Genomic DNA, 19,861 nt, shown 5'->3' with positions numbered 1-19,861 from the left:
TTGGTTTGCTAAGTGCTGCTATTGTACCCCTTGAGCCCTTAACAGGCTGTAGCTCCCATCTTCTCGAAGCCAGACCGAGGGAAGCATGACGGAGATCCTGCCAAGCCTGTGATCTGGATCAGAACCATTTAGATCATCAGATCAACGGAGCTCCCCTCTATCCGCTAACTGATTTGCCAGTAGGGCTTGGGCTGCTGGCTCCCACATAGGCCTGCCAAGCCAAATCCAGCAGGCCATCCAAGACCGCCGCCGCCACTGCAGGGCCGCCCTTCCGTCCCTCAGTGCGGATGTGGGGCACCATGGAATCGGCCAGCTCCTGCTTGGCTTTCACCACATCCACAAACCCAGCCGGCGTCGCGATGACCAGGGCAGGGGATACCTCTTTCTCGGCGATCAACTGCACCAGGGTGGAAAGAGCCGTCTGGGATTGGCCAATGACAAAGATTGCCTCAGGGTAGCGCTGAGCTAGGGTTTGCAGGCCCCAGGCAGAGCGGGTCTTGTCCCTCTGGGGGCGGGTGACAGCTTCGCTGCCGCAGTAGATGGGGTTGGAGAAGGTGTTCTGCACGGCCCGCGCGATGCCTACCTGCACCATCGGCTCGTCCACCACAATGGTGGTGCGCGCCGCCAAAGCCGCCGCCCCAGCCTGCAGGGCTTCGTTGCCAAAACGGATGAGGTGGAGATACTCGAAATCTGCAGTAGCGTAAATAACTCGACGAACCACCTCATACTCGGCGGGGGAAAGCTCGTGCTTGCCCACCTCCTGGTCGATGATCATCAGGCTTTCCGCATCGGTAACATGCCACTCCATCGCCTCTAAACCTCGCCTGCCAGCCACCCTCAATGGCAGCATTCTAGCTGTAGAGGCCCCACTTGGCGGCAAAACCCGAAGCTAGCCCGGCGGCCAGCCCATCGCCCGACCGCCCAGAACGTGGATGTGCAGGTGAAAGACGGTTTGACCCCCGTCTTCTCCTTGGTTGATGACCAAGCGATAACCTCTGCTTAGGCCAGCTTCAACAGCCACCCGCTGAGCCGTCAGCAGCAGGTGCCCTAGCAACGCTTCGTGTTCGGGCTTGGCCTGGGCAATGTCGGGGATAGGCTCCTTGGGCACCACCAAGATGTGGACAGGAGCCTGGGGAGCAATGTCTTTGAAGGCGATGGCTCGCTCGTCTTCGTAGACAATCTGGGCCGGGATCTCCCTGCGGATGATCTTGCTGAAAACGGTGTCGCTCATGGGTAGTTACGAAACAATCCTGCCCTTAGCCTACCCGGTTTAGGGATCTCATTGGTTGAGCAGCCACTCAAACTCCTGCTGTAGGGATTGAATGGGCCCCACCCGCGAGATCAGCAGGACATCTTCTCCGGCATCCTGAAAGCGAGACCGCCACAAACTGACCAAGTCGGGATTGTTGCACCAGAAGCGAATAACCGCTTCGATTAGCTGATCCAAATCCCAGCCCCGCCGCGCCGGCACCTCCTCCAAGGATCCCAGCAGCGCATCCAGGGTGCAAGGGCGGGTGCCCAGGTACTCTACCCGACAAGGCCGCTTTGCCAGCTCCTGCTGCTGCCAGAAAAAATCGAGGGCAGGGGCAATGCCGATGATTTCAAAAGTATAAACCATTGGATCTGGTCCTAGTTTTCTTGCCAAAATAGAGACCTTGCAAAAAGAGGTTCAGAAACTCCTCGACCGATTCAAGTTGGGATCCCTTCCCAACCCTCTTCGGCCTGAACCTGAAGGTTAGTGGATGGTAGGCACTGATTATACTCAACTTGAGCCAATTGCCAAGGTAAAGAGCAGGTGGACACAGCTCTTTTGCCGCTGGCCACTACCTGGGAATCGGCTGCTGCGGCAAACAATCTTGTGCAGATAAGGCCGAAAACTGCTAGCAAACCAAAGCAAGGACTGCCAGCACTCCTCGAGATTTTTTGTGAGTTGACTCTGCCGACAAAACAGTTGACGCCCGCCTTTCCTGGAGGCGCCAGAGAGACGGTGGAAACAACGGCTTGGTGAAAGTCTCCGGCCTAGGCCCTTTCTTCTATCCAGGTCGGTATTGGGTTTTGCAGGTTTTGCGCGGCAGGAGAGCTGGGAGCGGGGAGATGAAACTCCAGGCGCGGCTGGCCTACCCCGTAGGTGAGGGTGTAGCTCCAGCTCAGGCAGCGCAACCACAGGCGGGGGTAGCGGGACTCCAGCCAGGGCTGCAGGCGCCGCACCAGCTTGGGAAACCAACTTCCCAGGAGGGCCGAGAGCAAAGCCAGTCCGGTGTAGCTGAAGTAGGTAGGTAGCCACTGGGCAAAGCCTTCCGCTCCTACTGCCTCCCAGATCCACAGCAGCAGCCGCGGGTTCTGCAGAGCCGCTTTGATAGCCATGCGGTTAAAGGCCAGCCAGCCAGCCCGGTCTTTGATAAAGTCGTCCACCACCTCAGGCGGCTCGGTGGCGAGAATACCGAAAAAGCTGTTGAGGATGGCGTTGATGCGCTCGGGCGGCAACACCTTGCCGGTGGGCACCATCATCCCCCGCGAAAACAGCCAAGTGACGGCGGAGTTGCCCTGGTAGGCGCGGATCTGGGCTAGGTCGGCGGCTTTGAGGAGATTATGGCGCAAGGCTGTGTCCAGCAAATCGCACAGGCGAGGGCAGTTGCGCACCAGGGATCCAAACCCCGTAAAGCTCAGGGGCGATTGCAGAGCTGCCGCATCCCCAATTAAAAGGAGGCGGTCGAAGGGCTCTTGGGGAGCTGGCTGCTGGCCAAAGCGTCCGGGGATGTAGCCAAAGGTGGCTTTTTTCCACTGCAAGCGCTCCGGGTCGCAGCGGCGGTATTCCGGCAGGATGGTGAAAAAGTCTTCGTACAGCTCCAAGAGGGAGCCCGGGTTTTCCGGATGCACCTGGTGGTAGTGGAACAGGTAGAAGGTGAGATCCTCCCCCGGCCCAGGGAACAGTTCCCAGATGAGCTGCCGACCGCGGCTGATGTCGCCGTGGCTGGCCAGGATGTCGCCAAATTGGGGATCCCAAACTCCTGGCTCAAACCCCCCTGCAATGGTGGCCCCTACCGTGGGGCAAACGCTGTCGAAGGCGCGGCGGCCGTAGAGCTGCTGGGCAATGGGGGAGGCCGTCCCCATGGCATCCACCAACAGGCGGGATCCCAGAGAGAACTCTTCTTGAGTGGTTAGGTCCTTAACCACCACCGTGACGCCTTGCTCCTCGATGTAGGCCCGCTGAAACTCGCTGCGCTCGTAGATGGCACCACCCCTGGATCTCAAGATTTGACCACAGAGCTGCAGGAGCTTTTCGGCATCAATGGCCAGGTTGAGCACCGTCGGCGTGTGCAGGACGGGGGCGCGCACGGGGCTGTTGCCATCAAAAAACTTGTTAAAACCATCCGTGTATTCCCTGAGGATGAGGCTCTCCATCTCCTCAGGGCTGAGGAGGCCAAACTCCACCAGCGTCTGCAGCTCCCGCCGCGAGATGTTCCACTCCCGGTTCATGCGGCCAAAGGGCAGCCGTTCCACCAGGGCCACGCGGTAACCTAAGCGGGCCATGGCCGCGCCGTAGATAGCCCCCAACGCCCCGCCCACGATCACCAAGTCCCACTCTTGGGGGGCGGGCTCTGGGGCAGGCTGGCGAAATAGCACGGGGGGCCGGCAAGCGTGAGGGGATTGGACTTCTTCCCGCCAGCGTTTCTCCCACCAGTAAACCCGCTGCAGGTCAAACTCCCCGTTGGGGATGCGGCGGAAATACTTCACCGTCTGCGGGTAAAAGGGCTCCAGTTGCTCAAAGATGGATCCCTGGCTGAGATCGACATCTGGCAACTGCGGGTAGCGGTGGGGAAATTGGCTTTGGATAGCCCTTTCCACTTCCTTTAGCCAGCGGCCCTGCTGGGGGAAAGGCCGCTCTGACCACTGAAAGATCTTGAGATAGGTGGTGTTCAGCCCCGACCAGAGGAAAACGGCCAGCTGCGCTCCGGATCCCTCTAGGCGTAGCCCAGTGGGGGTGAGTACCTTTTGGCTGCTCGCAGGCAGAGGCAGGTGCTCCTGCAGCCAGCTCAGCACTTGAGCGGTATCTGGGCAAGGGATCTCGCGGTAGTACAGGAGCTTGAGCACAGCGCCAAGACACAAAAAAAGCCGATCTTTACCCATTGTGACACGAGGGGATGCCGGAGGTGGGGTTATCTCGACCATCCATTCCCAGAGACGAAGGGGAAGAGGCGAACTAATGCCTCAGTGACGGGATCCGACTCCAAGGCCCAAACCCGAGCCTAGGGGGCTTCCCACTCGCTCCCCTCAAGCAGGAAAAATCGGGGATCCCCTCTAGGAAGCTGCAAAACACTGCTTCATCTCCTGCAGCACCTGAGCATCCTGGGAGGCGGTTCTAGCGCCTGCCTGGGCGGCCCAGCACTTAAGGCTTTCGATCTGGTCGCGGGCAATGGAGGCCAGGGGCACAGTTTCGCGGATGGCCTGCAGGATGTCTTCCTGGGTAAAGTCTCGCCGAGCGCCGCTGCCGCTGCCTCCAAAGGCGTTGTACATAGCGTCAACGATAGCCTGCTCGATCTCGGCGCCACTGAAGTTTTGGGCGGCTGCTGCCAGCTCATCTAGGTCAAACTCCCGCAGCCGGCTGGGGCGCAGCCGCTGGAGGTGCACTCGGAAGATCTCCTTGCGCTCGGCCTGGGTGGGCAGGTTGAGAAAGAAAATCTCGTCAAAGCGGCCCTTGCGCAGCAGCTCCGGCGGCAAGAGGGGCACGTTGTTGGCGGTGGCCACGATGAAAACGGGGCTGGTCTTCTCCTGCATCCAGGTAATCAGGCTGCCAAACACCCGACGGCTGGTGCCCGAGTCCCCGTCGGCGCTGCTGGTGATGTTGCCAAAAGCTTTGTCGATTTCGTCAATCCAGAGCACACAGGGGGCCATGGCCTCCGCCAGTTGGATCATCTGGCGCACGCGGCTTTCCGATTCGCCAACAATGCCGGCAAACAGCCGCCCAACGTCCAGCCGCAACAGCGGCAGCCGCCACTCGTTGGCGATGGTTTTGGCGGAGAGGGACTTGCCGGTACCCTGGATCCCCACCAGCAGCACGCCCTTGGGATTGGGCAGGCCGTAGCGCCGCGCCTCTTCGGTAAAGGCTTCCTGGCGCACCCGCACCCAAGCTTTGAGGTTGTCCAGCCCGCCCACGCTTTTCAGGGTCTCGCGGGCGGTGAAAAACTCCAGGATGCCGGTCTGGCGGATGGCCTGCTTTTTCTCCTCCAACACCAGGTCGATGTCGGCCTCGTTCACCTCCTGCTTGGCGGCCAGGGCGCGAGCCAAGACGCGGCGGATGCGCTCCCGGCTCAGCCCCTGACAGGCTTTGACCAGTTGCTCGCGGGCCAGGGGGGTGAGCTTGAGTTTTTCCGGGGCCACATAGAGCTGGATGAGGCGGCTGATCTCTTCGCTGTTGGGCAGGGGAATGTCGACGACGGTGATCTCCTCGGCCAGGTCGCTGGGCACTTCTAGAATGTGGCTGAGCAGGATCAGCGTCTTGCGGGTGCGCTTGAGCTCGCGGCTGAGGTTTTTCAGCTCCCGCAGGATAGGGGCGTTTTTGTCGCTGCTGGCGTTGCGCAGCACAAAGTGCAGATCCCGCAACACAAACAGGGTGTCTTCCTGAGGAGCCGAGCGCCACACCCGCCCCAGGGCGGCCATGATGGAGCCGCGATCTTCGCCGCTATCTTGCCAGCCCCGCACCACGTCCCAAAACAGCAGCCGCCGCGGCGGATCGGTTCTCTTGGCTACTTGCACGAGCACAGCATCCGCTGGCTCCTCTTCTGGAGAAACCAAGTAGATCAGGGGGTAGCGAGCCCGGATCATCAGATCCAGCTCCCGCACCAGTTCCCCTTGCACTTCGGTGGCGATCCCGCTCAGGATGGGATCCCCGCCGCTTTGCCGAGTGGGGTCAGTGAGATCTTTTACGGCTTCTGCCATCGGGAGTTAGGAGGGTTTATTCTGTGTCTAACTTCAGGATAGAGCAGGGATCCGTTGCAGTTCGGCCAGCATGGCACGGGCGGTCTGGGTGGGATCCGCCGCCTCCATGAGAGCCCGCACCACGGCTACGCGGCTGGCGCCTGCCTGGCGCACCTCGGCCAGGTTGTGGAGGTCGATGCCGCCGATGGCAAACCAGGGCAAGTGGGCCTTCTCAGCGGCCAGGCGCACGTACTCCAGGCCGGCGGGGGGTTTTTCCGCTTTGGTGGGGGTGGCATAGACGGGGCCGACACCGATATAGTCCACGCCGCTATTGAGGGCTTGGGCCAGCTCTTCGGCATTGGTGGTCGACAGGCCAATCAGGCGCTGGGATCCCAGCAGGTGCCGCGCCTGGGCAACCGGCAGATCCGTCTGGCCCAGGTGCACCCCATCCGCTTGGCTGACCAAGGCCAAGTCCACCCGGTCGTTGACGATCATCAACGCCTGGTAGCGGTCGCACACTTGCCGCAACTGTTTGAGATCCCAGAGCATCTCCCTATCGGTGAGGTTCTTGCGGCGGTACTGCACCAGCGTCACCCCTCCCCGCAGCGCCTTTTCCACCACCTCCAGCCAGTGGGGCACCGGGCTGGTGACCAGGTAGAGATGGGCCGCCAACAGCCGTTGGCGCAGGGATCCCCCCAGCAGCTCGCTTTCTAGAACATAGAGCCGATAACGCATGTCTTTGGCCAGCTTGGCCAGGCCGGGTGCTACCCAATGACTGGACTCGGCCAACTTGCCGTATTCTTCCAAGACCCGCAGCGCTTCTTGCACACGGCTGCAATTGGCCTGCAGCAGGTGGCCGAGATCCCGCCGTTGCTCCTCTTGCGGATGGGAGATCTGGGTGCCCGGATCGGCAGGGGTGTCGCGGGCCAACCGCAGCGGGTCGCTGTGCCAGCGGGCCAGGGCTTGGCGCATGGCCTTGCATTCGCTGGCCAGCTCGCCGTTTTCTAGGCCAAAGCGAAACCACTCCTCTAGCACCCGTAATCCCTCACGAGCTCGGTCGAGGTTGGCATCCAGGATACGGGCGACGGCCTGCGGTTTCATGTCCCCTGCGCGTGGGAGTTTTAATCTTTTTTTTACTGTAAGTTGAAACGGTTTCTCTGGCACCTGTCCTAGCCTTTGTCCGAAAAGGAGGCAGGCTGTTGCCAAAGGGCGTTGAGGAAAGCTTGCTGTGGCGTGTGTCCCCAGGCAAACTCACGGGGGCCGATCCCTTCCGGCAGGTAGGCCCAAGCATAGCACTCGCAGGCAGGAAAGTAGCGGATCTCCCACCAGGGCTGGCCGGCGGCCACATCCTTCACCGCCCGCCAAAAATACCCCCGCTGACGGGTAAGACGGGTCTCGACGAAGTAAGGGCCTTCCAGGCGCAAAGCTTCCACCGCTGCAATAAACTCGGCTCGTTGTCGCTCATTTCGGATCATTACCCTGGCTTCCCCTCGCAGGTTGGCTCTATTTTAAGAAGAGATTTTTGGTAAGCTACAGGGTTCTGCTCGTTTAGCTCGAATGGAGGCGGCAACACCCCAGAGTTGAACTCCCATCCTCTACCCAATGAATCCACAGAATTTGTCGCGGGTGCTGTGCCTGAGCAATGGCCACGGGGAAGATGAGGTGGGCAGTCGCATCGCCCTGGCCCTGACCGGCCTGGGGATCTCGGTGCAAGCCCTGCCGATTGTGGGGGAAGGCACCGCCTATTGCCGCCGCGGCATCCCGCTGCTGCCCCTGACCCAGGTGATGCCTTCAGGGGGATTTATCTATCAAGATTGGCGGCAGTTGTGGCGGGATCTGCGCGCTGGCTTGCTGGGCCTGACGGGGCGGCAACTGGCTTTGGTTCGCCGGGCGGCGGCTCAGGTCGAGCTGGTGCTGGCGGTGGGGGACATTGTGCCTTTGTTAATGGCCTGGTGGAGCGGCAGCCCCTACGTCTTCGTGGGCACAGCCAAGTCGGACTATTATTGGCGGGACGAACAAGGGCCCTACCGACGCGCTTGGCTGGGACAGCCGGTTTCCGATTACCTGCCCTGGGAGCGCTGGCTCATGGCCCGCAGGCGCTGTCGCGGCTCCTTCTTGCGAGATGAGCTGACGGCCACCGCTCTGCAAAAACGGGGCCTCCGGGCTTTCTACCTGGGCAACCCGATGATGGATGACCTGGAGCCGCGGGGAGAATTGCCTTTGGATCCCGACCGGCCCGCGGTGCTGCTGCTGCCGGGATCCCGCCCGCCGGAAGCCTACCGCAACTGGGCCTTGATGATGCAGGTGGTAGAGCAACTGCCGCCGGAAATCCAAGTTTACGCCGCCCTCAGCCCTAACCTGGAGCGGAACCCCCTTCAAGAGCGGATCCCTGCTCGACGCCGCGACCTGCTCCTGGTGTGGGGAGATTTTGGCACCTGTGCTCACCGGGCAACAGCGGTACTGGCCATGGCGGGGACGGCCACGGAACAATGCGTGGGCCTAGGGAAGCCGGTGGTCACCCTGCCGGGGGAGGGGCCGCAATTTACCCCCCGCTTTGCCGAAGCTCAAACCCGTCTCCTGGGATCCGCAGTCCACCTCACTTCACCCCAGCAGGCCCCTGCCGTGCTCTGCCGGATTCTGAGCTGCCTGGCCAGCGATCCCGCTTACGCCGACCAACTGCGAGCCCACGGGCAGCGGCGTATGGGATCCCCTGGCGCTGCTCAGCGCATTGCCGCCCAGATTAAAGCCTGGCTCCCCAACCCCGCTGGCTAAGTCCGCCCCACCCTCTCCATCAAGTCGTCCAGCTCTGCGTAGTCCGGCAGCGCCGTGTCGATGGGCTGACCTTGGCGCAGCACCACCCGGTCGTGCTGGGGTCGGGAAAGCAGCTCGTCAAACCCCCGCCCCTTGAACAGCACCAAGTCTGCCGGCAGGCCCACCCCAATCGCCCCGGCCTCTACCAAGCCCATCATGCGGGCCGGGGTGGCAGTGATGGCCTGCGGCCAATCCCCATAGGGGGTGTCCAGGTGCAGGATGCGGGTGGACTCCCGAAACACTTCTAGGCCATCGTGATCTCCAAAGCCGTAGAAGGGATCCCGGCAGTTGTCGCTGGCGATCATCACCGGCACGCCCAAGGCTTTGAGCTCGTGCAGCAGCGTCACCCCCCGCCAGCGGGGCGTGTGGCCGGGGCGGCGGTCTTGCAAATAGAGATTGCACAGGGGCAGGCTGACCACGGCGATCCCCGCCTCCTTCACCAGGGCCATGGTCTGGTGGGCCACCTGCGGCGGCTGCACCGCCAAACTGCAGCAGTGGCCGCACACCACCTGGCCTGCAAACCCATGGCGCAGGGCTGCCGCTGCCACATGCCGCAACGTCAGGGATTCAGGGTCGTCTGTCTCATCGGTATGAAAATCCAGATCCAGCCCCCGCTCCTGGGCCAGGGCAAACACCCGCTCCAACTGCTTATCCAGCTCCGGCCCCATCGCCGCCACTCCGCCCAGGATCCCGCCCAGCTCCGCCACCTTGTCCGCCAGCTTCTCCCCTGCCGGTGTGAGAAAAACATCCAAGTAGGTCAGCGTCACCGCCTGCAGCTCTAGCCTGCCCGCCCACTCTCGGCGCAACTGGGCAAAGACTTCCCAGCTCACCTCGGCTTGAGGGCCCTCGCAAACCAGGTGGGTGCGCACCGCCTGGGATCCATGGGCGTAGCTGCAGCGCAGGCCAAAGTTGCAGCGGCGGTAGACATCCTGCCAAAGTTTTTCTCGCCTGCCGGCGTAGGCCCGCTCCATCTTGGCCCAGTCTTCCTGCTCGGCCCGGGTGGCCCCGGCAAAGGTGCCGTCGGGGTTGGGGCTGCGCGGCCACACATGTCCCTTGTCCAGGTGGGTATGGATGTCCACAAAACACGGCCACACTTGGCCCCGCCTTAGATCCACGCTGGGGATCCCCTGGGGCGGGATCCCTGTGGCCGCTCGGATATGGCCAATTCGCCCTTCCCTAATCTCCAGATCCAGCAGCACCAAGCCCTCTCGGTTGGGAACCGCCGCTGGCACCACATCCTTCAGCACCGAGATGGGAACTTGGGCATTCAGCAGCCAGTAGCGGGCAGCGCCAGGGATCTGCACAGTGGTACAGCAATTAGGCAAACTGGCCCACCACCTGCATGGCAAAGCTCAGCAAAATAAAGGCCAACCAGGGGGAGAAGTCCAGGCCGCCGATGGGGGGGATGAGGCCGCGGAAGAGGTTGAGATAGGGATCCGTGAGCTGGCTGAGCACCGACAGAATGGGGTTAGACCAGTTCAGTTGCGGGAACCAGCTCAGCAAAATCCGCACAATCAACAGCGCGTTGTAAATGACGATGAACTGGTAAAGGGAGCGAAACAGCAAAGACGCGGCACTGCCGTAGACCAGCCCCAGAGAGAGGCCGTCTGTCCAAGGGAGAGGGAGCAACAAAGGGCTGAGCATCATGGTTAGAAACAGCGAGGGAACAACTCTTCAACAACTTAAGCGCTGTCGGCAGAGGCAGACCTGATCCAGGAGAGCAACTCAGCCGAGAGGCGAGAACGCTGGCACTCCCCAGAGGAGAAAGCCAGTGCCGCCTCTAGTTTGGCATGGACAGGGGTCCCCTGCTTAAGGCTTTTCCTCGACAGCGCTAGAAGATATCTCCTTGACGAGCAGTTGTGCGCGGGTGGCCTGGATCGCCTCGTTCAACTCGGCAATCTTGGCTTCGAGGGTGCGGCGGGCCTGGGCAATCCGCTCTGTTTCCTGTTCCCACTCCCTCCAGTCGCCGGAGCTGGGCACAGCCGGCTCACCCGAGGCTCGGAGGCGCGGTCGTTCAGGAGGGACAGAGGTGCCGTTGAGACGGTCGGGATCCCGGCGCTGGCCTTCGGCGGATCCCTTGCTTAGTCGGGGGGCCAGCACAAAGGCGATCACCCCGCCGATGATCCCGCCCAACACAGCGCCGGCTACCACACCGGCAATGAAGTCGCCTTTCTGATCTGCCACGCTTTTGTCCAGCTCACCAAACTTAAGCTATCTTTTTCCGTTTTACCTTTCCTGTCCCACTCCCGCCAGCCAATTCGGCCAGGGCTGGGGAAGTCGCCAGGGGCTGAGCCGCTCCAGGTGGGCCTGCACCTGTTCCCTCAACTCGGCCAAAGTATGTTGCAGATCGCTGGTTGAGGGCAGGGATCCCAGTGCCGCCTGCCAGAGGTGAGTTGGAGACAAGTCGGGGCTGATCACATGCCACAGCCGCTGCAGCTCCTCAAAGTGAAGGCGGTCATCTTCCGTGAGAGAAAGCACCAACTGGCGGCGCAGTTCACGGGCCTCCTCCGACATCAGGTAGCGCAAACCCATGCGGGCGGTGGGTACCCAATCCAGCCCCCCATCGCTGCGGGCAATTTGGATCAGGTTCTCCAAGCGGTTCCAGCGGAACTTGCCATCTTTAATTAGCACTTGCAGCAGCCGCTGCCGAATGCGGGGCGATTCGTCCGTCAGCAGGCGCTTGGCCACATAGGGATAGGCCACGCCGACAATGCGAAACTGCGGATAGAGGCTGAGGGCCACCCCCTCTTGGGTAACCAAAGAGCGGATGACCAACGCAAAGTGGGAGGGCACCTGAAAGGGGTAGCGGTACATCAAATCGGAGAACTGGTCGGTGGCGGTTTTGAAGTTAAAGTTGCCCACCTCCTGGTTCAACACATCCGCCAACACCGTCTCCAAAGCAGGGATCAGCTCTTGACGGTTGACATCCGGCTGTAAAAAGCCCAAGTGAATAAAATCGTCGAACAAGGCGTCGTAGTCGCGATCCACCAGGTGAACCAGCGCGTCCACCAGGTACTCCTTCATTTCTTCGGTGAGCTGATCCATCATGCCAAAGTCGATGTAGGCCAGGCGGCCATCGGGGAGGGCAAACAGGTTGCCCGGATGGGGATCGGCGTGGAAAAAGCCGTATTCCAGCAACTGCTTCAGTCCGGCCACCACGCCGATGCGCACCAGTTGTTTCACCTCCAAGTTGGCCGCCCGAATGCGCTCCACATCGGTGAGCTTGATGCCGTCAATCCACTCCAGGGTCAACACCCGGCGGGTGCTGTAGGCCCAAAAGATGCGCGGCACATACACATCGGGATCGCCGCGAAAGTATTCGGCAAAGCGCTCGCAGTTCCGTCCCTCCTGCAGGTAGTCGATCTCCTCAAACAGCTTGCGACCAAACTCATCCACCACCGCCGTCAAGGTGTTGCCCAGGTTCAGGGGCAGCCAAGGCCCCAGCCAGGTGGAGGCCCAGCGGATGAGGTACAGATCCAGGCTCAGCCGCTCCCGCAGGTGGGGCCGTTGCACCTTCACCGCCACCCATTCGCCACTGTGCAGTTGCGCTTTGTAAACTTGGCCCAAGCTGGCGGCAGCCACCGGCTCGGGCGAGATCTGGGCGTAGATCTCGGTGATCGGACGGCCCAACTCTGACTCAATGCGGGCAAACGCCTCCTGGGAAGGAAAGCTGGGCAATTGATCCTGCAGCTTGGTGAGCTCTTCCAAGTAGTCTTTGCGCACCAAGTCCGGTCGCGTCGAGAGGGCCTGCCCCACCTTGATGAAGGTAGGCCCTAGGTCAGTGAGCAGCTTGCGCAACTGCTCTGCCCGCTGGGGCACTTTGCGATCGCCCTGTCCCCAAAGCTGATCCCAGCGTAGACAGAGAACAAACCAGAGGAGGGGCCAGAGAATGGCCAGCGCCCGACCCATCACCCGGAGCAGGCGCCAGCGGTAGTAACGAGTGATGAATTGCGGATCGTAAACTTCTAGGTCGGCAATGGAGGAAATCCTGTTAACCACGCTCAAGGGATCTCACAATCTGTTTTTAAAGCTCTTAATATCTATCGTAATCTATCGTAATGGCAAAAGCCTCTTGTTTTCTCTTATCTTGCTTAACAGCGCCTCCTCAGCGTTCGCCAGCCAGGTTCTCGGCCAAAGCCGGCTTCCCCCGATCAAATGACGGTGTTGTCCGGGATCACCGAGTCCTTGATGATGGTGACGATGCCGTTGCTGATCCAGATCCCTTCCTCTTCCCGCTGCGCTTCGCTGACGTGATCCTTGTTGAGGATGCGGACATTGCGCCCGATGCGGGCGTTTTTGTCCACGATGGCGTTGACGATGTGGGAGTTGGCGCCGATGCCCACCGGTGGGATCCCAGCCTCCAGCTTGGCCTGCCGCTCTTCTGCCGACTCGTAGTAATCGGCCCCCATGACCAGGGTATTCTCTACAATGGTATTGGCCTCCAGGCGGCTGCGAATGCCGATGATGGAATTGCGAATTTGAGCATTTTTGATGATGCAACCGTCGGCAATCATGGAGTTGACGATCTGGGAATCGAGGATTTTGTTGGGGGGCAAAAAGCGTGGGCGGGTGTAGATGGGCATTTCGCTGTCAAAGAAGCTGAAGGGAGGGTTGGGCTGCTGCACCAGCGCCAGGTTGGCTCGATAAAAAGCCTCGATGGTGCCGATGTCCTCCCAGTAGCCCTTGAACGGGTAGGCCTGCAGATGGTACTTGCCGATGGCTGACGGCAGCACCTCTTTGCCGAAGTCGGTGTGCTCCTTCACCTTCAGCATCTCGATGAGGGCCTCCCGCCTGAATACATAGATGCCCATCGAGGCGATGTAGGGCTTGGCTTTGGCCTCTTCCGGGCTGAGGCCGAGGGCTTGGGTATCCACCTGACAGGCTTTCAGCAGCTCCCCTTGCGGCTTTTCTTTGAAATCGACGATCCGTCCATCGGCGTCGATCTTGAGCAAGCCAAAACCCGAAGCCATTTTTTCTTCGCAGGGGAGCACCGCCAGCGTCACATCGGCTCCGGTTTGCCGGTGATAGTGAATAAAGGGGCGGTAGTCCATGCGGTAGAGGTGATCCCCCGATAGGATGAGGAAGTCCCGCGGCTTCCAGGAGTCCATCAGCCAGAGATATTGGCGCACAGCGTCGGCGGTGCCCTGAAACCAATCCGGGTTATCGGGCGTCTGTTGGGCCGCTAAAATATCCACAAAGCCGCCTGTGAAGGGAGACATGCGGTAGGTGTTGATGATGTGGCGGTTGAGGGAGGCGGAGTTGAACTGGGTGAGGACGTAGATTTTATCAATATCAGAATTGATGCAGTTGCTGACCGGGATGTCGATGAGGCGATACTTGCCTGCCAGAGGCACAGCAGGTTTAGCACGGCGCTTGGTCAGGGGATAAAGTCGGGTGCCACGCCCACCGCCCAGGATAATCGCCAGTACATCGCGCATGGTTGTCCTCCACCAGGCTACACCCAATAGCATAGACTGCTGCGGCGGCACCTGACCCAATCTGGCCAAGGGGAATCGGGAAATCGGAAGCGCCTGAAACAAACCCTGGGGAAGCTGATGGCACGCGTCCTGGCTTTTACCAACAACAAAGGGGGCACCGGCAAGTCCACCCTCTGCGTCCACGCGGCTCAGTTAACGGCTCAACGGGGCTACCGAGTTCTGCTCATCGATCTCACCTCCCAAGCCACCGCCAGCAGCCTTTACCTGGAAGAGGCCGGATCCCTGCCCCCCGAGGAAACGGTTTGGGCCAGCCTGCACCCGCAGTACCGACGTCCTTTGGAAGAGGTGATCTATTGCACCGACAAGGGGGTGGATGTGGCGCCCTCCCACAGCACCATGGCGGAAGTGGCGGCCCAACTGGCGGCTGCTGGCGACTCCGGGCAAGACCTGTTGCAGCATCAGCTCGCTCCCCTGCTGCCGGATTACGACTTTGTCTTTCTCGATACGCCAGGGGAACTGAACGCCCTCACCGCCAACGCCCTGCGGGCGGCCCGGCGCGTGTTGATCCCGACACGGCTCAACCGCGTCGACTTCTCTTGTACAGAGGTGACCCTGCGCTATGTCGAGTCCCTGAAGGGCGAGTTGAGCCAAGTCCGCGCCATCTTGACCATGCTGGACGACCGCTACTTGCCAGGGGGCATCTGGTCCGGATCCCATACCGGGCAATTGTATGTGCAAGCGCAACAGATTTTTGCGGATGTGCTTTCACCCGTTACCATTCCAGATAGCAGCGATTTGCGCACCGCTTTTGACTACGGCTTGACGGTCATGGACTATCGGCCTGGCTCGGTGGTGTGTCAGCGATTGGAGCAGTTTGTCGAACATGAGGTGCTCTTGTGACTGGATCGGACCGTAGCCTCTTTCCTTCTTCGGGAGAAACTTCCCGCACTCGGCGCAAGGCCAGTGCTAAAACCAGTTCAGAGCCCACCCCTGCAGAATCTACTCCCACGGGCGAGGAGCCGACAACGATGTCTTCTCAGTCTCCTACAGAACCAGCCCCAGAATCGCCGGACCTTGAAACCCTCAAAAGCCAACTGGCCGAAGCTCAACAACTTTTGCAGGACTACCAAAACAAAGTCTCTGCCCTGCAAGCTCAGCTACAGCAAGTCACTGCCCACCGCGACGAATTGCAGAAGGCGCTGGCCCAGTTACAGGCGGTGGCCGAGGAGCGGGCCAAGACCATTCAGGAACTGCAAAGCCGCCGAGGGCAAGTCGCACCTTTACCCAAGCCGCAACCCCAGCCTTCGCCTCTGCACGCACAAAAGAAGATCATGAATCGGCCCATCTTTGACAACGTGTCGCCCACCGACGAAGATATGCCCCCCTACATGCTGGACTAGGCAGTTGGTACTAGTCTGGATTGCGCCGGAGGAAAGGAGGGTGTAGGGTTAGGGATCCCTGTCTGCTCGGTTGCCGTTCCGGTCTGCACGCTATGACTCCATCCCAGGCGAAGATGACTGTTTCTGGCGATGCCATTCCGCCCCACGGGGGCACCTTGGTCAACTGCATTGCCTCCCCTGAGCAGGCGCAGGAGCTGCGCTCCAAAGCTGAACACTGCCCCATCCTCCACCTCGACGAGCGGGCCCAGTCGGATCTGGAGATGATCGCCATCGGGGGCTTCAGCCCGCTCACCGGCTTCATGGGGCGGGAAGATTACCAGTCGGTTCTGGAGACGATGCACCTGGCCAACGGCCTGGCTTGGTCGCTGCCGGTAACGCTGCCGGTCTCTGCCGAGATAGCTGCCGATCTCAAGGAAGGGCAGACCATTGCCTTGGCCAATGCCGAGGGCAGGCTCTTGGGCCTGTTGGAATTGACCGAGAAGTTCACCTACGACAAAACCCGCGAAGCGCAGCAGGTCTACCGCACTACCGATGAGCAGCATCCGGGGGTGAAGGTGCTCTACCAACAGGGATCCGTCTATTTGGCCGGCCCTGTAACTCTCTTGCAGCGGGATCCCCATCCCCTTTTCCCGGCCTACCAGATCGACCCGGCCCAGTCGCGGCAACTGTTTCGGGAAAGAGGCTGGAAAACCATTGTCGGCTTTCAAACCCGCAACCCCATCCACCGCGCCCACGAGTACATTCAAAAGTGCGCTCTGGAAATCGTGGACGGGCTGTTTCTCCACCCGCTGGTGGGGGCCACCAAAAACGACGACATCCCCGCCGAGGTGCGCATGCGCTGCTACGAGGTGCTGATCGAAAAGTACTTCCCCAAGGAGCGGGTGATCCTGGCCATCAACCCTGCGGCCATGCGCTACGCCGGCCCGCGCGAGGCCATCTTCCACGCCCTCGTTCGCAAAAACTACGGCTGCACCCATTTTATTGTGGGCCGGGATCACGCCGGGGTGGGCAACTACTACGGCCCTTATGATGCCCAGCACATTTTCGATGAGTTCCGTCCCGAGGAACTGGGCATCATCCCCCTCAAGTTTGAACATGCCTTCTATTGCACCGTCACCGGCACCATGGCCACGGCCAAGACCAGCCCCAGCCAGCCCCACCAGCGCATCCACCTCTCGGGCACCAAGGTGCGGGAAATGCTGCGCCGCGGCGAGATCCCCCCGCCGGAGTTCTCCCGCCCCGAGGTAGCCCAACTGCTGGCCGAAGCTATGCGTGAGCGGGGACAGCCTGAGTAGGGGCAAAAAGAGCCTGCTCCAGCCCAGGCCCTCTGTGTTCTTGGGGAGTCGGCCAAGCTGAAATAGGGCGCTGCCTCCTTGCCTAGGCTGACTCCGCTAGATTGATCGTTGGGTTGCGGTCGCAGAGCCCCCAGGTATCAGCTTAAAACCGGTTCTGTACATGGGCATCACCGGCCAGTCCTCTGGCGCAGCCTCAGGGATACCAAACCATAAACAAACCCACGCCCAAAAGCAGGGGAAGGATGCTGCTCTCCTAGGAAACTCTCGCCAGGAAGCCCTCCATGGGCAGCAACAGACCTCATCCCGCCTCAAAGCGGAGCTGGTCGGGATCCACATAATAGCAGCGGGCATTGTCAACACAGATCAACGCCCAGCCATTTTGGTCAACATCGACCAACGTATACTCGGATTGAGGGATGAAGTGGCCCTGGTGGTTGCGGGTCTCGCCTTTAACCCAAACGGTCTGACGGTTCATCTTCAAGTTCCTCCAATTTACAGTCAAAGAAAATCAAAAGCAGAACTCAATTTCAATGCAAGTCGATGCAAGAAGTGTCACACCAAACAGAAACCCTTGCATCTCCTCAAAGCCCAACAAATCCACAGGCTTGCGTGGGATGCAAGCTAACTCACAGCGGTGCCCGAATACCGTCTTGCGATTTGGTAAGAGAAGTCTAGCACCAACTCTATGAGAATATTGTTAAAAGTTGCGGATTAAGTTGACAAGCTCTAGATTTTCCTAAATTCTTGTTGCAAAATCGGGTTAAGCCTGCTTAACCTGCTTGGTCTACTTCAAATAGCCATTGGTGCATCTTGCTCAACTGAGGCCAATTGGGACGGCGGTTCCCTCCCTCTGCCAAGTTAGATTTGACCCCCTCGATCTGCTCGGGATCCCGCGCCAAGATTTGCTTGATGATCTCCACCTGCTGGCGTACCCCTGTTTTTTTCAGCTCCAGCATCGCCAAAGCCAAGTTCACCCGCGGCTGGGCGTCCACCGGGTCTAGCTTCACAGCAGTTTGGGCAGCTTTCAGGGCTTTTTCCGCTTGCCCCTCCAAAAGATAGAGCCAGGACAAGCAAGTCCAGGCTGCTGCCGCCTTCGGGGATCCCTTACAAATGGCCTCGAAGGAAGGGATCAGCGTCTTGGCCGCTTCCCCCGCCTCGTAGCGCCGGATCCCTTCCTGAAACAATTCTTCAATGGCTGCGCTCATCGTTCTCAACTCGGCATAATGACGTATTGACAAGTGCACTACTTTATGGGTGTAAGGCTGCTCTTGCCTGTTCGCTCATCTGTTGTAGCGCACCGGTGTCGGGGAGAGGGATCCCTTCCCCTTCAGCAAGCCATAGCCAGTACTCGATGTTGCCGGCAGGGCCAGTGATAGGCGACCACGTATAGCCCTGCACCCGCCAACCGCGACTCACTGCCGCCTGCATCACCGTCTGGAGCACGCGAGCGTGGATAGCCGGATCCCGCACTACCCCCCTTTTGCCCACCTGGCCTCGGCCCGCCTCAAACTGCGGCTTGACTAGCAGCAAGGCTTCCCGCGGCGAGCGCAACAGCTTCCACAGAGGCTCCAACACCTTAGTCAGGGAAATAAAGGAGAGATCCACCACTGCCAGATCCGGCCAGTTGGGAGTGGGCACCTCGGTTCCGTAGAGATCGGCTGGCTGAAGATAGCGCAAGTTGGTTCGTTCCCTAAGGATTACCCGCGGGTCAGTTCGCAAAGACCAGGCCAATTGGCCATAGCCCACATCCACCCCATAGACCCGCTGCGCCCCTCGTTGCAGGAGGCAATCGGTGAAGCCCCCAGTGGAGATGCCAGCATCCAAACAGATGCGACCCTGGACTTGAATGGGAAAAGCTTGCAGTGCCCCCTGAAGCTTTTCTCCTCCTCGCGAGACAAAAGCAGACTTGGCCTGGATGTGGACTACAGGATCTCCGCTTACCCACGTCCCGGCTTTTTCCGCCCGTACTCCGTTGAGGAAGACTTCTCCCGCCAAGATAGCCCGCTGCGCCTGCTGGCGCGAAGAAAAATACCCTCGCTCCACCAGCCAGGTATCCAGGCGGACTCGATCGGCCATGCCCTAGCCACTGGCCTTCCACTCCATCAAGATAGACGACCGGGATCCCTTCTGTCAGCCGCGACTTAGCCAAAGCGCCCGCTCACATACTCTTCCGTCTCGCGGTTGGCGGGAGAGTTGAAGATCTTCTCGGTGCGGTCAAACTCTACCATTCGTCCGTAGCGGATCCCTCTCTCGTCAAGTTCAGTGTTGAAGAAGGCAGTGAAGTCGGACACGCGAGCTGCCTGCTGCATGTTGTGGGTGACGATGATGATCGTGTAGCGACGGCCCAATTCCTTAAGCAGCTCCTCAATGCGCAGCGTAGAAATAGGATCCAGCGAGGCGCAAGGCTCGTCCATTAGAATTACCTCCGGCTGAATGGCCAGGGTGCGGGCAATGCAGAGGCGCTGCTGTTGTCCACCGGAGAGGGAAAGGGCGCTCATCCTCAACTTATCTTTCACCTCATCCCAGAGAACGGCCTGGCGCAGTGCCCGCTCCACGAGCTCGTCCAGATCCCCCTGGTAACCATTAATCCGGGGCCCAAAGGCAATGTTGTCGTAGATGGATTTGGGGAAGGGGTTGGGCTTCTGAAACACTAGGCCAACCCGCCGCCGCACCTCAGAGGGATCCACATCCGGGTCGTAGATGTTTTTCCCGTGGAAGATAACGGAGCCTTCTACCCTTGCCCCTGGGATTAAGTCATTCATGCGGTTGAAGCAGCGCAAAATAGTGCTCTTGCCGCAACCTGAGGGTCCAATAAAGGCTGTGATGTGATTTTTCGGGATCTTCAGGGAAACCTGCTTAACCGCCAGGTGGGAGCCGTAGTAGACGCTCAGATCCCGCGTCTCTAGTTCAACCTCCAACCGGGTGGATTGCTCAGGAGAGCCCGACTTGTCAGAGAGTGGAGAGCGCATAGGCGTGTTGAAAAGAAGATAACGTCACTGCA

20 protein-coding genes are annotated in these 19,861 nt (G+C 60.1%); 5 read left to right on the top strand and 15 right to left on the bottom strand.

What is annotated here, in order from left to right; translation table 11 throughout:
- Positions 1-157 precede the first annotated feature (157 nt).
- From NW846_RS07160 to NW846_RS07130, 7 genes are all read right to left on the bottom strand, one after another.
- Positions 158-808 carry a precorrin-8X methylmutase gene (locus NW846_RS07160; RefSeq protein ID WP_011430416.1) on the bottom strand — a complete coding sequence of 217 codons (651 nt, stop codon included), beginning with the start codon at positions 806-808 and terminating at the stop codon, positions 158-160.
- 81 nt (positions 809-889) lie between these two features.
- Positions 890-1,231, bottom strand: coding sequence for a histidine triad nucleotide-binding protein (locus NW846_RS07155; RefSeq protein ID WP_414346595.1), 342 nt, complete (start codon positions 1,229-1,231; stop codon positions 890-892).
- Positions 1,232-1,279: 48 nt separating this feature from the next.
- Positions 1,280-1,618, bottom strand: a complete 339-nt coding sequence (locus NW846_RS07150) for a hypothetical protein (RefSeq protein WP_011430414.1) — start codon at positions 1,616-1,618, stop codon at positions 1,280-1,282.
- A gap of 401 nt (positions 1,619-2,019) precedes the next feature.
- Positions 2,020-4,128, bottom strand: coding sequence for an NAD(P)/FAD-dependent oxidoreductase (locus NW846_RS07145; protein ID WP_049749753.1), 2,109 nt, complete (start codon positions 4,126-4,128; stop codon positions 2,020-2,022).
- Between the two features lie 171 nt (positions 4,129-4,299).
- Entirely contained in the window at positions 4,300-5,823 is a 1,524-nt protein-coding gene (locus NW846_RS07140) for an AAA family ATPase (RefSeq protein WP_240527872.1), read from the bottom strand.
- Positions 5,824-5,970: 147 nt separating this feature from the next.
- Positions 5,971-7,017 (bottom strand): thiamine phosphate synthase, encoded by a 1,047-nt coding sequence (locus tag NW846_RS07135; RefSeq protein ID WP_011430411.1) that lies wholly within the window; start codon positions 7,015-7,017, stop codon positions 5,971-5,973.
- A gap of 68 nt (positions 7,018-7,085) precedes the next feature.
- Positions 7,086-7,391 (bottom strand): hypothetical protein, encoded by a 306-nt coding sequence (locus NW846_RS07130; RefSeq protein ID WP_011430410.1) that lies wholly within the window; start codon positions 7,389-7,391, stop codon positions 7,086-7,088.
- 127 nt (positions 7,392-7,518) lie between these two features.
- Between NW846_RS07130 and NW846_RS07125 the strand changes: the two genes are divergently transcribed.
- Positions 7,519-8,688 (top strand): lipid-A-disaccharide synthase-related protein, encoded by a 1,170-nt coding sequence (locus NW846_RS07125; protein WP_414346601.1) that lies wholly within the window; start codon positions 7,519-7,521, stop codon positions 8,686-8,688.
- Here NW846_RS07125 and NW846_RS07120 read toward each other — a convergent pair.
- From NW846_RS07120 to NW846_RS07100, 5 genes are all read right to left on the bottom strand, one after another.
- A complete protein-coding gene (locus tag NW846_RS07120; protein ID WP_346426092.1) occupies positions 8,685-10,052 on the bottom strand; it encodes a cytosine deaminase in 1,368 nt (455 codons plus the stop codon). The genes NW846_RS07125 and NW846_RS07120 overlap by 4 nt on opposite strands.
- Complete coding sequence (locus NW846_RS07115; RefSeq protein WP_011430407.1) at positions 10,045-10,374, bottom strand: YggT family protein; 330 nt, start codon at positions 10,372-10,374, stop codon at positions 10,045-10,047. The genes NW846_RS07120 and NW846_RS07115 overlap by 8 nt, the downstream gene beginning before the upstream one ends.
- Before the next feature lie 162 nt (positions 10,375-10,536).
- Entirely contained in the window at positions 10,537-10,911 is a 375-nt protein-coding gene (locus NW846_RS07110; protein ID WP_011430406.1) for a hypothetical protein, read from the bottom strand.
- A 42-nt stretch (positions 10,912-10,953) separates the two neighbouring features.
- Positions 10,954-12,726, bottom strand: a complete 1,773-nt coding sequence (locus tag NW846_RS07105; RefSeq protein ID WP_099813174.1) for an ABC1 kinase family protein — start codon at positions 12,724-12,726, stop codon at positions 10,954-10,956.
- 152 nt (positions 12,727-12,878) lie between these two features.
- Positions 12,879-14,165, bottom strand: a complete 1,287-nt coding sequence (locus tag NW846_RS07100; protein WP_414346606.1) for a glucose-1-phosphate adenylyltransferase — start codon at positions 14,163-14,165, stop codon at positions 12,879-12,881.
- A 117-nt stretch (positions 14,166-14,282) separates the two neighbouring features.
- On the opposite strand from NW846_RS07100, the gene NW846_RS07095 reads away from it, so the two are divergent.
- The 4 genes from NW846_RS07095 (at position 14,283) to NW846_RS07080 (ending at position 17,485) form a co-directional block, all read left to right on the top strand.
- Positions 14,283-15,065 carry a ParA family protein gene (locus NW846_RS07095; RefSeq protein WP_011430403.1) on the top strand — a complete coding sequence of 261 codons (783 nt, stop codon included), beginning with the start codon at positions 14,283-14,285 and terminating at the stop codon, positions 15,063-15,065.
- 128 nt (positions 15,066-15,193) lie between these two features.
- A complete protein-coding gene (locus NW846_RS07090) occupies positions 15,194-15,565 on the top strand; it encodes a hypothetical protein (protein WP_011430402.1) in 372 nt (123 codons plus the stop codon).
- Positions 15,566-15,678: 113 nt separating this feature from the next.
- Positions 15,679-16,860 carry a sulfate adenylyltransferase gene (sat, locus tag NW846_RS07085; RefSeq protein WP_414346608.1) on the top strand — a complete coding sequence of 394 codons (1,182 nt, stop codon included), beginning with the start codon at positions 15,679-15,681 and terminating at the stop codon, positions 16,858-16,860.
- 160 nt (positions 16,861-17,020) lie between these two features.
- The gene (locus tag NW846_RS07080; protein WP_168173615.1) at positions 17,021-17,485 is read left to right on the top strand and encodes a hypothetical protein; all 465 of its coding nucleotides are present in this window, start codon (positions 17,021-17,023) and stop codon (positions 17,483-17,485) included.
- Between the two features lie 145 nt (positions 17,486-17,630).
- Here NW846_RS07080 and NW846_RS07075 read toward each other — a convergent pair whose 3' ends face one another.
- From NW846_RS07075 to pstB, 3 genes are all read right to left on the bottom strand, one after another.
- On the bottom strand, positions 17,631-18,065 hold the full coding sequence (locus NW846_RS07075; RefSeq protein ID WP_414346609.1) for a hypothetical protein: 435 nt from the start codon (positions 18,063-18,065) through the stop codon (positions 17,631-17,633).
- A 43-nt stretch (positions 18,066-18,108) separates the two neighbouring features.
- The gene (locus tag NW846_RS07070) at positions 18,109-18,936 is read right to left on the bottom strand and encodes a TlyA family RNA methyltransferase (protein ID WP_414346611.1); all 828 of its coding nucleotides are present in this window, start codon (positions 18,934-18,936) and stop codon (positions 18,109-18,111) included.
- Positions 18,937-19,001: 65 nt separating this feature from the next.
- The gene (pstB, locus tag NW846_RS07065) at positions 19,002-19,829 is read right to left on the bottom strand and encodes a phosphate ABC transporter ATP-binding protein PstB (RefSeq protein WP_414346613.1); all 828 of its coding nucleotides are present in this window, start codon (positions 19,827-19,829) and stop codon (positions 19,002-19,004) included.
- Positions 19,830-19,861: the final 32 nt, after the last annotated feature.

Source organism: Synechococcus sp. W60.3, assembly GCF_047502615.1.
Classification (GTDB): domain Bacteria; phylum Cyanobacteriota; class Cyanobacteriia; order Thermostichales; family Thermostichaceae; genus Thermostichus.
This window is presented reverse-complemented; position numbering and strand designations above follow the sequence as displayed.

Bases quoted from the DNA above. Each gene is read 5' to 3' on its own strand.
- NW846_RS07095 (WP_011430403.1), top strand. From the start codon at position 14,283: ATGGCACGCGTCCTGGCTTTTACCAACAACAAAGGGGGCACCGGCAAG.
- NW846_RS07155 (WP_414346595.1), bottom strand. From the start codon at position 1,231: ATGAGCGACACCGTTTTCAGCAAGATCATCCGCAGGGAGATCCCGGCC.
- NW846_RS07080 (WP_168173615.1), top strand. From the start codon at position 17,021: ATGGGCATCACCGGCCAGTCCTCTGGCGCAGCCTCAGGGATACCAAAC.
- NW846_RS07160 (WP_011430416.1), bottom strand. From the start codon at position 808: ATGGAGTGGCATGTTACCGATGCGGAAAGCCTGATGATCATCGACCAG.
- NW846_RS07125 (WP_414346601.1), top strand. From the start codon at position 7,519: ATGAATCCACAGAATTTGTCGCGGGTGCTGTGCCTGAGCAATGGCCAC.
- NW846_RS07145 (WP_049749753.1), bottom strand. From the start codon at position 4,128: ATGGGTAAAGATCGGCTTTTTTTGTGTCTTGGCGCTGTGCTCAAGCTC.
- NW846_RS07135 (WP_011430411.1), bottom strand. From the start codon at position 7,017: ATGAAACCGCAGGCCGTCGCCCGTATCCTGGATGCCAACCTCGACCGA.
- NW846_RS07070 (WP_414346611.1), bottom strand. From the start codon at position 18,936: ATGGCCGATCGAGTCCGCCTGGATACCTGGCTGGTGGAGCGAGGGTAT.
- NW846_RS07150 (WP_011430414.1), bottom strand. From the start codon at position 1,618: ATGGTTTATACTTTTGAAATCATCGGCATTGCCCCTGCCCTCGATTTT.
- sat (WP_414346608.1), top strand. From the start codon at position 15,679: ATGACTGTTTCTGGCGATGCCATTCCGCCCCACGGGGGCACCTTGGTC.
- NW846_RS07130 (WP_011430410.1), bottom strand. From the start codon at position 7,391: ATGATCCGAAATGAGCGACAACGAGCCGAGTTTATTGCAGCGGTGGAA.
- NW846_RS07090 (WP_011430402.1), top strand. From the start codon at position 15,194: ATGTCTTCTCAGTCTCCTACAGAACCAGCCCCAGAATCGCCGGACCTT.
- NW846_RS07115 (WP_011430407.1), bottom strand. From the start codon at position 10,374: ATGATGCTCAGCCCTTTGTTGCTCCCTCTCCCTTGGACAGACGGCCTC.
- NW846_RS07075 (WP_414346609.1), bottom strand. From the start codon at position 18,065: ATGAGCGCAGCCATTGAAGAATTGTTTCAGGAAGGGATCCGGCGCTAC.
- pstB (WP_414346613.1), bottom strand. From the start codon at position 19,829: ATGCGCTCTCCACTCTCTGACAAGTCGGGCTCTCCTGAGCAATCCACC.
- NW846_RS07140 (WP_240527872.1), bottom strand. From the start codon at position 5,823: ATGATCCGGGCTCGCTACCCCCTGATCTACTTGGTTTCTCCAGAAGAG.
- NW846_RS07100 (WP_414346606.1), bottom strand. From the start codon at position 14,165: ATGCGCGATGTACTGGCGATTATCCTGGGCGGTGGGCGTGGCACCCGA.